The sequence below is a fragment of the Herbaspirillum sp. FG34 genome (genome assembly GCF_057809315.1).
Genome location: NZ_JBMDJS010000003.1, coordinates 246,439 through 262,018 on the forward strand (window position 1 = coordinate 246,439; position 15,580 = coordinate 262,018).

1 protein-coding gene is annotated in these 15,580 nt (G+C 66.3%); it reads left to right on the forward strand.

Features of this window, described 5'->3' with window-relative positions; translation table 11 throughout:
- The first annotated feature begins 514 nt into the window (after positions 1–514).
- Positions 515–15,550: an Ig-like domain-containing protein gene (locus tag ACODSZ_RS05295; protein ID WP_488927183.1), complete on the forward strand. Its 15,036-nt coding sequence runs from the start codon at positions 515–517 to the stop codon at positions 15,548–15,550.
- Positions 15,551–15,580 lie beyond the last annotated feature (30 nt).

The following is a 15,580-nucleotide window of genomic DNA, read 5'->3' on the forward strand; positions in this document are numbered from 1 at the left end:
CCGCTGCGCAGTCACTCTTGCCGAGGACATCGGAAACGATCATCGGCATCCTTCCGGTCACCTGTTTCTGCACGAATACCCTTTTGTTTTGCCGCATTTCCACGGGCCTTGTCAGGTTTTTGGAAGCTGTCAGAACAACTGCTTCTAGGCAGGAAATATCGAATTATTTCGATAGCTCTCTGCCAACTGCAGCCGCATAGTTTCCGCCGTTAATCTACGCCGTGGCGGAAGTACAGGTCATGCGAGGAGGAAGCGGTCAAGCCACGAGAGAACAAGACAAGGCTGACCGCCCCCTGCAGAAACCCCTTCACCTACCACCATCGAGACAGGCTTCGCCCCACTGATCCGAGAGCAGAGCTTTGATCCGGACAGTCCTGTCTCAACCGCAATGAACGTCGCGCTGCCCTCCCCGGAGAGCGGCCTGGACTCGTGCGCCCTGCGGTTGGCGTAGTCGTGATCAACATGTGTGCCGGATGATGCGATCCGGTGCGCCTTCTACGACTGAGCAGACAACATGAGCGTTACCGTATTGAATCTGACCGAAGCCAGCACCCTGCTGCGCACGATCAACAAGCGCGACATCAAGGATGTGCGCGCCATCGACAACGACCTGGCCCTGGTGATGGAGAACGGTCACAAGATCATCATCAGCCGTGGTGCCGTGACCGCCGTGAACTCACCGCAGCTGGTCCTGGAATTCGCCGACGGCGACGTCGCCCTGGGCGATGTCTTCGAGAAGCTGAACCACATTGAAGTCGCCAGCGATGCCACCGCTCCCCTCATGACCAGTGAAGTCAAGCGCTATGGCATCAAGCGCGTGGTCAAGGCCAAGGACACCGCCAAAGACAAGGACGAAGAACAAGCCGAGGCCCGAACGGAGGTCGACGACGGCAAGCCCGTGGCCACCCTGAGCAGTGATGGCGCGCTCAAGCAGCCGCTGGCGGCCAGCGAGGTGGCGCAGAAATCGACCATCCCATCCTCTTCCCTCACCGAGGGCAGCAGCACCGAAGCCGCCGACAATGGCGGCGGCCTGTCCTTCTCCTGGCCGGTGGTTGCCGGTGGCCTGGGCCTGCTGGCAGCGGCAGCCGGTGGTGGTGGCGGCGGCGGTGGCGGCCAGTCGGGGGCGGCCGCAGTGCCCAAAGCGGGCACCACCCTCTCCGGTGCCACCGTACTGGGTCCGCTCAACAATGCCACCATCACCGCCTACGACAGTCAGGGCAACGTGATCGGCAAGCCGGTGCCGGTGATCAATGGCCGCTATTCGCTGGTGCTGGACCAACCCGACTACAAGGGCCTGATCCTGCTGGCCGTGCGCGACAACACCCCGGGCGTGGCCGACAACTTCGCCGATGAAGCCACCCTGCGCATCACCGACCTGGGCAACACCGTGCTGCGTTCGGTCGTGCTGGCCGATGGCAGCAACCAGACCATCAACGTCACCGCGCTGACCGAGCTGGCCGTGCTCAAGGCCGGCCTGAGTGCGGGCCAAACCAACCTGGCCGCCAGCCAGATCAGCGTCACCAAGGCCACCGACGCCAATGCGGCGGTGAGCGCCTTGTTCAAGGTCAACATCACGGCCGGCGAAGTACTGGCCACCAGCATCACCGACAGCAACGGCGCGGCCGTGGTCAATCCGGACTTCGCCCGCGGCAGCACTGCTGCGCGCAACTATGGCATTGCTCTCAAGGCCATCTCCAACCTGTCACAGACCGATCCCGCCCGCTATCCCGACCAGGGCACGGCGATCCGGAAACTGGCCGACAGCCTGCAATTCGACGATGCCACCAAGCCCAAATGGAGCGATACCGTCACCCAGTCCGACCTCTTCAACGAGCGCCTCAACACCCTCGCCAACGACCCCACGCTGAGCGAAGCCGAGCGCAATCAGGCGCGCGAGCGCCTGGCGTCACTGCAGAAGCTGCCCGACGGCAGCACCGTCAACGACCATCTGCTGACAAACCACATCGGCATCCTCGAACCCACCATCCTGATCCGCAATGCGACGCCCGGTGCCTCGCCCTGGCAAGCACCGGCCGATGGCAAGCTGGTACTCGATGAGAACGAACTGAGCAATGGCGGCCTGGCGGTGAAGGCGCCGCCCCAGGCCAGAGTGGAAGTGACCCTGATCGGTCAAAACGCGCAAGGGCAGGAAATCGTCGTCAGGCTGCCGGCGAGCATTGCCGACGGCAACGGCATTGCCGTACTGCGCGCCAACCAGGCCGCGCTCGATCTGTTCAAGCAGATGACGCGCGAACAGCCGGTCACGGCACGCGTGACCGTGACCGACGGCGACACCAGCCGCAGCAACCAGAATGTCTGGAAGGGCAATGCCGACGTGCACATCGACGTCGTCACCCCGCCCGGCCTGACTGACTTCGCCGACAACAAGATCGCGCTGGTCAACGATAGCTTCTATGGCGGCGCAGACGGCGACACCACCGCGCTGGGCAGCAATAGCGACAGGGTCACCAACGACGCTGCGGTACGCGTGTTGCTCACGCGTGTGCTCAAGCCGGAGGAACGCCTGGAATTCCAGGTCGCCACCACCACCACCGGCGCCAACAATGCACCGGTCTACGGCAACTGGTTCACCCCCGCCGATCTGAAGGCCACGGCACCCGACAGCAATGGCCAGGTGGGCTACGTCTCGAGCAAGCTCCCCCTGACCGAAGGCCAGGTCTGGCTCAAGGCGCGCATCGTGCGGACCGCCGCCCAATCGGGGGTTGCCCAGGGCAGTACCCGCGAACTGGGCAGCGAGCTCAAGTTCACCCTGGACAAGACCGCACCGGCCCAGGTGCCACTGCGCATGGAGGCCAGCGGTGATGATGGCATCAGCAGCGCCGACGGCATCTCCAGCCAGACCGGCATCCTGCTCTCGCCGCAGCTGCCTCTGGAGAACGGCGCCGAGGTGCACCTGCGCCTGCTGGCCGGCAGCGGCACCGATGGCAACACGCTGCAACTGGTCCACGCCAACGGCAGCCAGGAGGCGCTCACGCCCGGCAACTGGGTGCGCTGGCAAAGCGGCGACCAGCTCAGACTGATTGGCCAGACCCTGCAAGGCAACGGCAAGGCGCGCCTGCAGGTGCGCCAGATCGACGCGGCCGGCAACTTCACCGACAGCACCCAGAGCTTCGTGGCCGACAGCACCCGCGTGATCGAGCAGGTGGTCTTGCTGGCCAGCCGCGAGCAGGCGCTCACTCAAGCCAAGGCCGCCGTCATCGCCGCCCAGGAAGCCTATGACAGCGCCAGCGCAGCCGACAAGCCGGCCCGCCAGGCCAGCCTGACGGCCGCCCAGACCAGGCTGCAGGATGCACAGATCGCGCGCGACCAGGCGCCGGAACAGGTACGGCTTGGCCTGCTCAAGAGCAACGGCACCACTCGCCTGTCCGATCTGACCGGCACCGTGGTCGATCCGGCCTTGCTGCCGGCCATCCTGCGCGCCGTGGCCGCCACCGCTGACCCGGAGCAGGTCAATGACGCCGCCAGCCTGAGAACCCTGGTCAGCAACGTCGTCACCGCTGCCAATACGGTCCTGGCCAAGACCTCGGTGTATGGCGACAACGACACCAACCCGGCCCCGACCACCGCCGACTTCGAACGTCTGGCCATCCCCGGCACCGATCAGCAAGCCACACTTGCCATCACCAATGCCGCCCTCAAGAGCTTGCCGGCCAGCCGCACCAATACCGTGGCTGCGCTGCGTACCATTGTGGAGGCGGCCGCGCGCGTGGCTGCCCTGGCCGATGGCACCCCCGGCAACACGGCCGATGCCGCCCTGCCCAGCGCCGCCGACTACACCGTGCTGGGCGTGAGCACGCCCTTGAGCCAGGCCGCCGCCCGCGTGACGGGCCAGGTCATCGATGGCAAGCCGCTCAATGACGTGGCCACCACGACCGCGCTGGAAGCCATCGCTGCGGCCGCCCAGCGGGTGACCGAGCATGCCGCCGGCAACAACCTGGCCACCCCGCTCACGCCGCAGGACTTCAGCGTGCTGGGCATTCGCGGCGTCACCGCCGACAACGTGGCCCGCCTGGCCGCCGCCCTGCGCGACGTGCCCGCTTCGCTGCGCCCGACCACCGTGCAGGGCGTGGTCGATACCCTGGCCGAGATCCGCGCCGTCGTCGCCCTCGACCTGGGTACGCTGCAAGTGCTGATGAACTACGCCCAGCATGCAAGCCCCATCGATCCGGACAACCCGGCGCTGCTGGTGCCCACCCTGGCGCAGTACGACAATCCGCTGCTGCAGGCCGCCGGGACCCAGGTCACCCCGGCCAACCTGGCGTCGATCAACGATGCGCTCTTCAAGGTGGGTGTGGAAGCCGTCGATTCCTGGAGCAAGATCGCCGCCCTGGTGCGCTCCTACAACCTGATCCTGGCGGCCGCCGATGGCGTGAGCAACGCCACCGCGCTGCCCACCGAGGCCGACTACAGCCAGGTCGGCGTCAAGAGCCTGCAGGCGCGCCTGCCCGGCGTAGCCGATACGGCAGCACGGCAGAACGCCGCCACCCTGCTGGGCAATGTGATCGACCGCAGCAGCCGCGAGGAAGTCGATACCGTCGCCGAGCTCGACAGCCTGGCCGACATCGTCAGTCGCGTCATCCGCATTGCCGCCGGCCAGCCCGACACCCTCAGCGCCGACGAGTGGAAGCGCCTGCACGTGAACCCGGAACTGAACACCGAGCAGTTGCGCATCGTCCTGCCGGCTATCGCCGCCACCGCCGATGACGGCAGCGAAGTCACCACGCTGGCCGCCCTGTCGACCCGCATCGGCAATGCCCTGGGCAGCGCCCAGCGCATCAGCCTGTATGCCGATGACACCAGCAACAGCGCCCCCACCCTGGCCGACTACAAGAACATCGGCGTCACCGGCGTGGACGACAACCAGCTGGTGGGCGCCATCAATTCCGCCCTGGCCACGTCGGCCATTGGTGCCGACCAGGTGCGTCTGCCTTCGCAGGTGCAGGGCATCGTCAATGCCTATCGCGTCATATTGGGACAGATCGGCAACAGCAATGCCCCCCAGTCCGCGCCGCTGGCGGCCCACTATGAAGCCATTGGCGTCACTGCGCCGCAAACCCCCGCCAGTCTGGGCCTGCTCAATTCGGTCCTGGCCAACGGCGGCAAGCGACGTGAAGAAATTGACACGGTCAGCAAACTGCTGCCGCTCATCCGCGCCAGCGACACCATCATCCACATCGTCGCCGACAACCTCGGCGACCTGCCGGCCACGGCCGCCGAACGCGCGAGCGCTCTGCAGAGCGCGCTGACGCAACTGGGTGTGAGCAGACTGCAAAGCGACAGCATGGCGGCGGTGCTGGCGGCGCTGCGCGCCAGCAAGGATGACGGCAGCGGCGTCGATACGCTGGCTGAAGTGCAAGCACTGGCCGACGCCGCCCGTACCGCGCAAAACCGCATCAAGGCCTATGCCGACGACGCCACGCAAGCCGCGCCCACCCTGGCCGACTACACCGGCATGGGCATCACCGGCGCGGACCAGGTGGGCGTGAACGCGCTCAATTCCATCCTCGCGGGCAACAAGATCGGTGCCGCTCAGGTGGCCATTCCGGAACTGCTGCAGGGCATCGTCGATGCCTTCGCCCGCATCCTGTCCGAAGCCAACGAAGTCCCGGCCAGTGGTGGTCTGGCAGCGGCCAATCTGGACCTGGTGACCGATACCTCGCCGGGCAGAGATCCGCTGCTGGCGCATTACAACGCACTGGGCCTGACCCTGTGGGGCATCAACGATCCCGACGGTCCCAACAACAAGCTGGCCGAACACCTGAGCCTGCTCAACGACACCCTCAAGCGCAAGAGCCGCGACCAGGTCGACAGCCTCTCCAAGCTGCAAGCGCTGGGCGCGGCCGTGGCCCTGTTCCTGGATGGCCAGGGCGTGAGCACGCTTGATGATGCCGGTCGCCAGAAGTGGGCCGAGGCCGCAAATCTCCTGGGTCTGCGCAATCTGGTGGTGAGCGCCGAAGGCGGCAATCTGGAGACGCTGGTACAGGCCCTGCGCAGCAGGAACACCGACCAGATCGATACGGTGGCCGAGCTGCAAGCCCTGCTCGATGGCAGCAACGACGCACTGGCCGCCATCATCGCCTATGCCAACAACCACACCGCCAACCCGGCGCCGACCCTGGCCGACTATGCCGCCACCGGCATCACCGCCGGGACCGGCGCGGTAATGGTGGATGCGAACAATCTGTCCAGCATCAATGCCGCGGTCGCCAGACTGACCGGGCCGGATGTCAATACGCGCAGCAAACTGCGTACCGTGGTCCAGTCCTACAACACCATCCTGGCCGCTGCCGATGGCGTGCGGGGCGATGACTCGGGCGCGGCACTGCAGGCCAGCCATTACCGCGCCATCGGCGTGAACCTCGACAACCTGGCCAGCACCACCCCGACCAGTCCCATCGATGTCGACAAGCTGGCCCTGTTCAACAGCGTGGTCGGTGCACAGACCAGGCTGGGCGTGAGTACGCCGGAGCGTCTGGAAAGCCTGGCCGCCACCGTGGGCGACCTGATCCGCCTGGCCCGCGAAAGCGCGACCGATCCGGTCTCGCCGCAGCAGGGCGTGACCCTGAGCCTGGCCCGACTGCAGAACCTGGGGCTGGCGGACATCGCCGATGAGGCCACCCGGCTGGCCTTCCTGGATGCGGTGCGGGTCAAGGGCAACAGCGTCGATCCGGTCACCCGCGCACCGCGCTCGGAGGACAGCGCCGCCACCCACGACGTGAACGGCGTCAACAGTATCGAGGAACTGGCCGCCATCGCCAGCAGCTATGCCAGAGTGATGGCCTATGTGCGCAATGCCGCCGGCACCGCCCCGCAAAGCGAGGATTACCTCAACATCGGCGTGCAGCTGCCGGCCGTCAATGCGCCTCAGGCGCTGCAACTGCTGAACAGCGTCATCCACGCCCAGCCCGATTCGGTCAAGATCAACACGATCGCCGGCCTGAACCGGCTGGCGCTGACGGTGGAGCAGCTCATGCAGGTGGCCGCCGTGAGCCCGCTGCCCGGCAGCACGCCGCCGCATTACCCGGTGCCGGCCAGTGCGCTCAGCGTCATCGAGCTGCAATGGCTGGGGATCAACGCGGTCAATGCCGACAACCTCCCCTTCCTGCTCAACAAGCTGCAAAGCACGCCCAATGACGGCAGCGCCCTGGTGTCGCTGAGTCAGTTGCAACAGCTGGCCGATGCCGCTGCCACTGCGCGCAACCGCATCGTCAGAGTGGCCCAGGACAACGGCAGCGAGCCCCTCGGTGCCGTCGATCTGGAAGCGGTCGGCCTGAGCCTGCCGGTCAACGGCAGCAACAGCAGCGCCGAATACCTCAAGCTGGTCAACGAGGCCCTGCAATCGACGGCCATCGATGCCAGCCGCGCCAACACCCCGGCGCTGCTGCAGACCATCATCGATGCCGCCCAGCACGTGGTCGACAACACGGCCGGTCACACGCCGCTGGCCAGCGCTCGCCCGAGCGCCGCCGATCTGGAAGCGCTGGGCCTGCCGCACAGCGAAGTGGTCAATGCCGGCCCGGCCGCCATGGAACTGCTCATCGACAGCATCACCGCCCGTCCCTTCGTCGACCTGGGCCGCAATCACGCCGGTACCACACTGCCCCTGCCGGCCAAGCTGAGCCACCTGCTGGACGTGATCGGTGCGCTGCGCATGCTGGCAGCCACCGGCATCGTCGGCACTGGCCTGAACGCCGCCGAACTGCAGGAACTGGGCGTGACCCTGACGCCCTACACCGATGCCAGCGGCGTGGCCGGTCACCATCTGCCGGCCATCCTCGCGGCCATCGCCGCCAGCCGCGCCGACGGCAGCGAAGTCAGTCGCCTGGGCAGCCTGCAGAGCCTGGCCACGCGGGCCGGTGCAGCACAGGAAAAGATCCGGCTCTACGCCGATGAAACCGGCCAGCCCGGCGCCCCGGCCCCCACGGCCGAGGACTATCGCGCCATCGGCCTGGTCAAGAGCGAGGCCGATGCCGGTGGCGTACGTGCCGCCCTGGTCACCGCCGAGCGCGTGGGGGCCATCAATGCTGCCCTGCATGGTCCCGGCATCAGTGCCGCCCAGGCCGATACCCCGGCCGAGATCAAGCGCGTCGTCGTGGCCTACAACGCCATCCTCGACAGCGCCAATGGCCACGCCGGCGACACCGGCGTGGCGCTCACCGCCCAGCAGTTCCGCGACATCGGCCTCAACATGGCCGGCGTGACCCAGCCCAGCGGCAGCGGCGAGGCCAAGGACGCAGCCGTGTTCTCGCTGTTCACCTCGCTCATCGACAGCGTGCAGGCCGCCGAGGTCGCCACTCCGGCCAGGCTCGAGGCCCTCGGCGCCAGCGTGACCAGGCTGATCGGCCTGGCCGGACAGCCGCGCAACCAACCGGTCATGAACGCGCCCGCCGTCAGCGAGTTCGATACCTTCGGCGTGCGCACCCTGAGCACGGAAGAACGCGATGCCTTCGTGGCCGTGCTGCAAACCAAGGGGGTTGCCGACTTCGACACCCTGGGCGAACTGCAGGCGCTGGCCACCAGCGTCCGCGCCGCCTATGGACGTGTGCGCAGTTATGCCGACAACAATGGCGGCGCAGCCCCCACCCTGGCCGATTACCAGGACCTGGCCATCACCGGCATCAGCGACAATGCCGGCCACCGCGAGGCCGTCAATGCCGCGCTGGCCACGGGCGCCGTCACCGGCACGACCATCGCCAGGCTCAATGCCCTGCAAGCCGTGGTGGACTCTTACCGGCTGCTGCTGCAACAGGCCGATGGCACGGCCGACAACACCCCTGCGGCCAATCTGGCCAAGCTGGAAGACTTCGAGCACATCGGGGTGGACATGAGTGCGCTCAAGGCGCTCGACACCATCACCCCCGGTACCACCGGCAATGCGGTGCAACTGCTCAGTTCGCTGGTGGACAGCCGCACCGCCAGTGCGGTCGATACCCCGCAGGAAATCCAGCAGTTAGTTACATTGGTGAACAAACTCGCGCTGGCCGAACAGGGGCGCAATGCCGACCCCTTGCAAGTGGCCGACTTCGCCCTGATCGGCCTGACGGTGGACGCCGCCGCCCTCGCCTCGATCCGCCAGCAGCTGGAGAACCTGCCCGACAACGGCAGCGCCCTCACCAGCTTCGGCCAGTTGCGCACCCTGGTGCTGAGCGTGACCGGTGTACCGACCTGGAACGTGGTGGCCGGCGACGACGTGATCAACCTGGCCGAACGCCTGGCCGGCGTGACCTTGAGCGGCAGCGCCGGACAAAACGATGTGCTCACGCTGCTCTATCCCGATGGCACGGTCATGAAGAGCGGCATCACCGTAACCAACGATGGCAACAACCGCTGGATCTGGAGCTACAGCCTCACCAGCAGCGACTGGGCGCGCCTGAATGCCGACAACGCCGATGGCGTCGAGAAGATCCTGCATCTGCAGGCCCGCAACACCAGCACCGGGGTGGATTCGATCAGGGTGGCCCACAAGCTGAGCATCGACACCGTGGCCCCGCCGGCCAACCTGCTGGTCAGGCTGGAGCAGGACACCGGCAGCTCGGCCACCGATGGCATCACCAACCAGGGCAAGGTCACCGTCACCAACGTCGCTGCGGATGCGCAGTGGGAGTACCAGATCGACAATGGTCCGTTCCAGACCGGTTCGGGCAACAGCTTCCTGGTCACCCAACAGGGACCGCACACCATCAGCGTGCGGCAGATCGACAGCGCCGGCAACCGCAGCACCGCCCAGAGCCTGCACATGACGCTGGACACCACGGCCCCGGCTGCACCGGCGATCGCCCTGGCCACCATTGGCGGTACCATCAATGAACTGCCGGTGACCAACAGCGACACCATCCGCGTGACCGGTCTGGAGCCCAATGCCAGCTGGCAATGGCGCGTCAACCGCAACGACTTCACCGACAATCCGGACTGGATCAACGGTACCGGCGACAGCTTCAACCCGGGCGGCGCCGCTGCCAACCAGAACCGCAACCTCTACGTGGAAGTACGCCAGCTGGATCAGGCCGGCAACGCCGGCAATGTCAGCCGCCTGAGCTTCACGCTGGATACCACGCCACCGGCCGCACCCCGGCTGGTACTGGCCGGTGCGCGCGGAGACGCTGGCACGGGCCTGTTCAGCAATAGCGGCAACATCGACATCGAGGGTCTGGAAGCGCTGGGCCGTTGGGAATATTCGCTCAATGGCGGCGCCAGCTTCACCGCCGGCAGCGGCAGCCGACTGACCCTGCCGGCCGGCGATGGCCAGAAGACGGTCATCGTGCGTCAGTTCGACCTGGCGGGCAACCGCACCGACAGCGCTGCCTTGAACTTTACGCTGGATACGATCAGGCCCAATGCCCCGACACTGCGTCTGCGCACCGATTCCGGCAGCAGCAACAGCGATGGCATCACCAACGATGGCACCATCCACATCGAAGGCCTGGAGAACGGCGCCACCTGGGAATACAGCCTGGACGGGGGCCTGAACTGGTCCTCCCAGGACATCGCCAGCGACAACACGCTCAGCCTGACCGACAACGGCACCCGCAGAAGCCTGCTGGCGCGCCAGATCGACCGTGCCGGCAACGTCAGCGCTGCCAGCGCCAAACTGGACTTCACCATCGATACCACGCCGCCGCGCAACCCGCGCCTGGTGCTGGCCGACAACACCAGCGGCGACGACCTGCTGCGCCTGACCAGGAACGGCACCATCAACGTGCTGGACCTGGATGCGGGCAGCACCTGGCAATACAGCACCGATGGTGGCACCACCTGGCGCGATGGCGTCGGCAGCAGCTTCACCGTCAGCGGCGATGGCGACAAGCAGCTGCGGGTACGGCAGACCGACGTGGCCGGCAACACCAGCACCAGCGCGGTGCTGACCATGAAGCTCGACACCGTCGCCCCGGTCAAACCGGGCACAGCTTCGCTGGTCAACGACAGCGGCACGCTCGGCAATGACCTGCTCACCAACGACGGTCGCCTGCAGGCACCGGTCCCCAGCGAAGCCGGTCTGCGCTATGAATACAGCGTTGACAGCGGCCTCACCTGGAGCGACATCAGCCAGCCTGTCAAGGGCGTCAAGCAGGGCGGCAACGATGGCGAGAAGAGTGTGCTCCTGCGCAGCCGCGACGCGGCCGGCAACATCAGTGTGTCCAGCGATGTGTTCCGCTTCACGCTCGATACGCGCGCACCGGACAAGCCGCTGGCACCGAGACTGGCGAGCGACACGGGCGACTCCAGCAGCGACGGCATTACCAGCAATGGCCAGATCGTGCCTAGCGGTCCGGTCGAGCCGACGGCGAGTTTCGAATACAGCGTCGACGGCGGTGAATGGGGCAGTCTGTCCAACCCCATCAAGGGCAGCAAGGACGGCGGCATGGACGGTCTCAAGAACGTGCGCCTGCGCATCAAGGACAAAGCCGGCAACGTCAGCGAGCCCAGCGATGTCTTCAGCTTCACGCTGGACACGACGCCGCCCCCCAAGGCGACCCTGGCCATGGTCAAACCCCCGGTCGGTGGCAGCACCGATGACGGCACGGTGAGAGTGGCCAACCTCGAAGCCGGGTCGCGCTGGGAATACAGCGTGGATGGCGGCACCACCTGGAGCGCCGGCAGTGGCGACAGCTTCAAGGTCAAGGGCAGCATCGATGGCAGCGGCAACACCGACGGCGCCAAGAGCGTGAAGGTGCGGCAGCTCGACAAGGCCGGCAACGCCAGCGAGAGCGACGTGCTGCAGTTCAATCTCGTCACCCGTATCGAAGCGCCCACGGTGAACGTGGTCTCGCCATTGAAGACCCTGGCCGATGGTACGGTCATCGTGGATGCGGCCAACGGTCCCAACAAGACGGTGACGCTGGAGGTTGCCGGACGTCGCGGCAGCGTGGCGGTATTGACGCGCGACGATGGCACCGAGATCGAGCGCAAGAACGTCGACAACTTCGGCAAGGCCAGCTTCAATCTCAATCGCAGCCTCACGGTGAGCGGCCTGAAGACCGTCGTCGGCGGCAATACCACGGCCAATGCCGTGTACACGCTTCTGTCTTCGGACGATGTGCGCTCGCTGCGCGAGAGCGGTACCGGACCCTTCAGCGCGATCTATCTGGCCACCGGTGCGGCTGCCATTGATCCGGGCAGACCGGTCTACAGTACCGGCAACGGCGCCGGCGACTGGTTCGTCTGGTCGGCCATCGGCGGTGGCTACGTGATCTCGCGCAGGAATGATGCCAACGAATGGTTCCGCGAAGCGCCCTCCAGCCAGTCGGCGCAGACCCCGGAGACGGTAGCGACCTGGCTGGCGCTCAATCGCCCTGCCACTCTGCTGGCCGACGATCTGCTGCGCAACAATGGGGTCTCCGGCCACCAGAGCCGGCTCGACGGGGTAAGCCTGGTCAATGCCAACGGCACGCGCGATGCGGCCTGGGGTTACAAGGTCAAGCAGATCGATGCCCAGGGCAGGAGCAGCGAAGTGGCCGACCTCAAGCTGCGCATGGTCACCAACCTGCCGCCGCAACTGGACCTGGACGCCTTCACCGAGGGCGTACAGGCCAGCCGCAGCATGACCGTCACCAGCTCCGAAGTGGCCACCGGCAACGGCGTGTCCCTGATGCCGCAACTGGCCGCCGTGAAGGCCAACGACATCCGCTTCATCGAGCTGGTCTCCGACAATGCCGGTGCCTCGCCGGTGGACTCGTTGATCCTGGATCGCCCGGTCGGCATCAACAACAACCTGGCACAGGTCGACAACAGGAGCATTGGCGGGGTAGCGGGCCTGAGCTACAAGTTCGTGACGATCGCCAACAAGAGCACGGTGACCATCACCAAGACCGATGGCAGCGCCTTCACCGGTGACCAGGTGCACGATGTTCTGCAAGCCCTGCGCTTGCAGAACATCGGCTTGAGCAACGAAGTGAGGAGCCGCAGCATCGACATCGCGCTGGGTGACGGCAGCGGTCATCGCAGCGTGGACCTGAACCGGGTGACGGTGCGCACCGATGGCACCGGACTGTCGGTCGACCTGAACCCCCTTCAGGCTGGGGTGCAGACGGCTGGGACCCGCTATGTCAACTCGAGCGCCAAGCTCCTCTCCGATATGGCCGGGGGCGAGCGTTTCGTGGAGAACATGGTGGCGCCCTCGGCAGCGAATACGGCCGAGATCCAGTTGCGTTTCCCCGACTTCAATAGCAGTACGGATCGCGTGATCTTCGCCGACTCCACCACCACCAGCCCGGCTCGGCCCAATGTCTTCTACGGCGATATCGGCGGGGTGACGGGCATCCTCTGGTTCCTGCCGGCCGACAAACCCGGACTGACCGTGATCAGAAAACAGCAGGCCGGGGCCACGCTCACCGGTGCGGAAGTCAAGGCCATCCTGGAAGCCATCAAGATCCGCAGCCTCAACCCGGAAAACGGTCTGGAACGCAGCATGGACATCACCCTGGTCAGTGCCACCTCGAGCGGAGCTGCATTGGGAGGCACGACATCGCGCGCCACGCTGGTACTCGATACCGCCGCGCCGGTGCTGGACCTGGACGCCAACACTCCCGGCATCCAGGCGCAGCGCAGCCAGTCCGTCACGCTGGAGCAAGCCACCAGCGGCGTGCCGCTGATCAAGGGCGCGATGGCGGCGCCCATGGCCAACGACATCGCCATGGTGCGCCTGACCCTGCCTGGCGGCAACGACGCCAGCAACGACAACCTGATCCTGGGCACCACGCGCTACACCACGCGCAGCAACATCGACTTCAGCGGCAGCCTGGGCGGTGTGGACGGGGTGGAACTGCATTACGTGGCCGGCACCCGCCTGGCCACCATCAGCCGCACCGGAGGGGCAGCGCTCGATGGCCTGCAGGTCAAGGCCATCCTGGAATCGCTCAGGTACAGCTTCGTGCCACCGGCGGTGGGACGCACCATCCCCATCGAAGTGGTGGACCGGGCCAACAACGTGGGCCGGGGCGACGTGGTGCTGTCGCTGGACAACATCGTGCCGACCCAGCTGAGCACGACCTTGCTGTCGGGGTCGCAGAAAGCCTACGGGGTGGCGAAGATGGAAGATATCTTCGGCAATGTCTTCTTCCCCACGACCAACCCGCACAACCTGTCCAAGTCCGAAGGGGTCGCAACTCCCCTGCCCTCGGGCTTTGCCAGTGCGGCCAGCTTCCTGGCGGCCATCCGCGGCATCTCGGCTGAATGGGGCGGCACCGCCATCATGGGCGATCCCAACCGGAGCAACCCCAACCTGAAGAGCTACACAATGTTCAGCCAGGCGCCCAACCCCGGTCAGGAACTGGCCGTCATGCAGCAGGGCGGGGGCACCAGCGTGCTGGGCAGCTGGCTCAGTTTCACGCTGGTCAGGCAAGCGGGCAAGCAGGCCGATGATGTGTTCATCAACCATCTGGGCAGCTACGTCCTGAACAACCTGGACCTTTACCGCTCCGAGACCGCCCGGGACAAGAGCAGCACCGGCATCGACCTGGCCAACATCGGCCTGCTGTACCAGATCGATACCGGCAGGGCCAACAAGACCCCGACCATCCAGGTCGGCTACGACGGCAGCCGTGCTGCCGCAGGCGATGTGGTGGCGCTCTTCGAGGGCAATACCCTGCTGGCCCGCAAGGTCCTCACCCGTGACGATGTCGGCGCCGGCAACAAGACCGTGAGCCTGACGGTGGCGCAGAGCCTGGCACCGGGCGAGCATGACATCGTGGCGCGCTATACCGATACGGCGGGCAATACCGTGAGCGGACCGGCGCAGCATGTCTCGGTGGCCGCCGGTCGCGATGCGGTGACACTCACCGACCTGGCCGTACGCAGCAGCAATCAGGCACCGGCGTCGGCGCAGGCGCTCAATGCCTCGGAGAACCACTATGCCGTGGTCAATGACCTCGATGCCACGCAAGCCTCGGGCCATACCGCGGGGGGGCCGTTGTTCTCCGGCAAGGTCGGTGGCGCCAACGCTGGCGACCGTTACGTGGTGACCATCTCGATGGGCGGCACGGTGCTGGCCTTCGACGAAGTGGCCGCAGGCGACTTCGCCATCAGGCTGCCGGCCGGGTCGCTGGCGCCGGGTCTGTACAGTGATCTCACCATCACGGCCTCGCGCGTGGGCGGCAGCGACCCCGGACAGACGACCGCGGTGCAGGGTCTGAAGCTGGGCTGGTACTGGGCGGCGCAATCGGCCGGGGATATCGCGGGCGGCAACGGCAATGACGACATCGCCATCGGCGCTACCCGCCTCGGTGCGGCGACCTTCGTGCAGACCGGCGCCGGTCAGGACAAGATCATCGTCGGGTCCTTTGGCCGCAACGACAACCTGTCCGCGACCGTGGGCGATTTCACGCTGGGCGTGGACAAGGTGGAGGTCTTCAACCAGACCCTCACTCTGGCCAACCTGTCCAGATTCGTGACGGCCTCGGCCGGTGCCAATGCCAACGACACGCGCCTGACGATCGATCTGGACGGGGCCGGACCGGGTACGCTGACCTATACGCTGATGCTGCAGAACGTGATGTACAACAGCGCCAATACGGCCAGCATCTTCGGCCTGTGAGGCGGGTCGGGGCGGGGTCGGGAATTTGAC

What these genes read in the sequence shown, in the direction of transcription:
- ACODSZ_RS05295 (WP_488927183.1), top strand. Translation starts at nt 515, where the DNA reads ATGAGCGTTACCGTATTGAATCTGACCGAAGCCAGCACCCTGCTGCGC.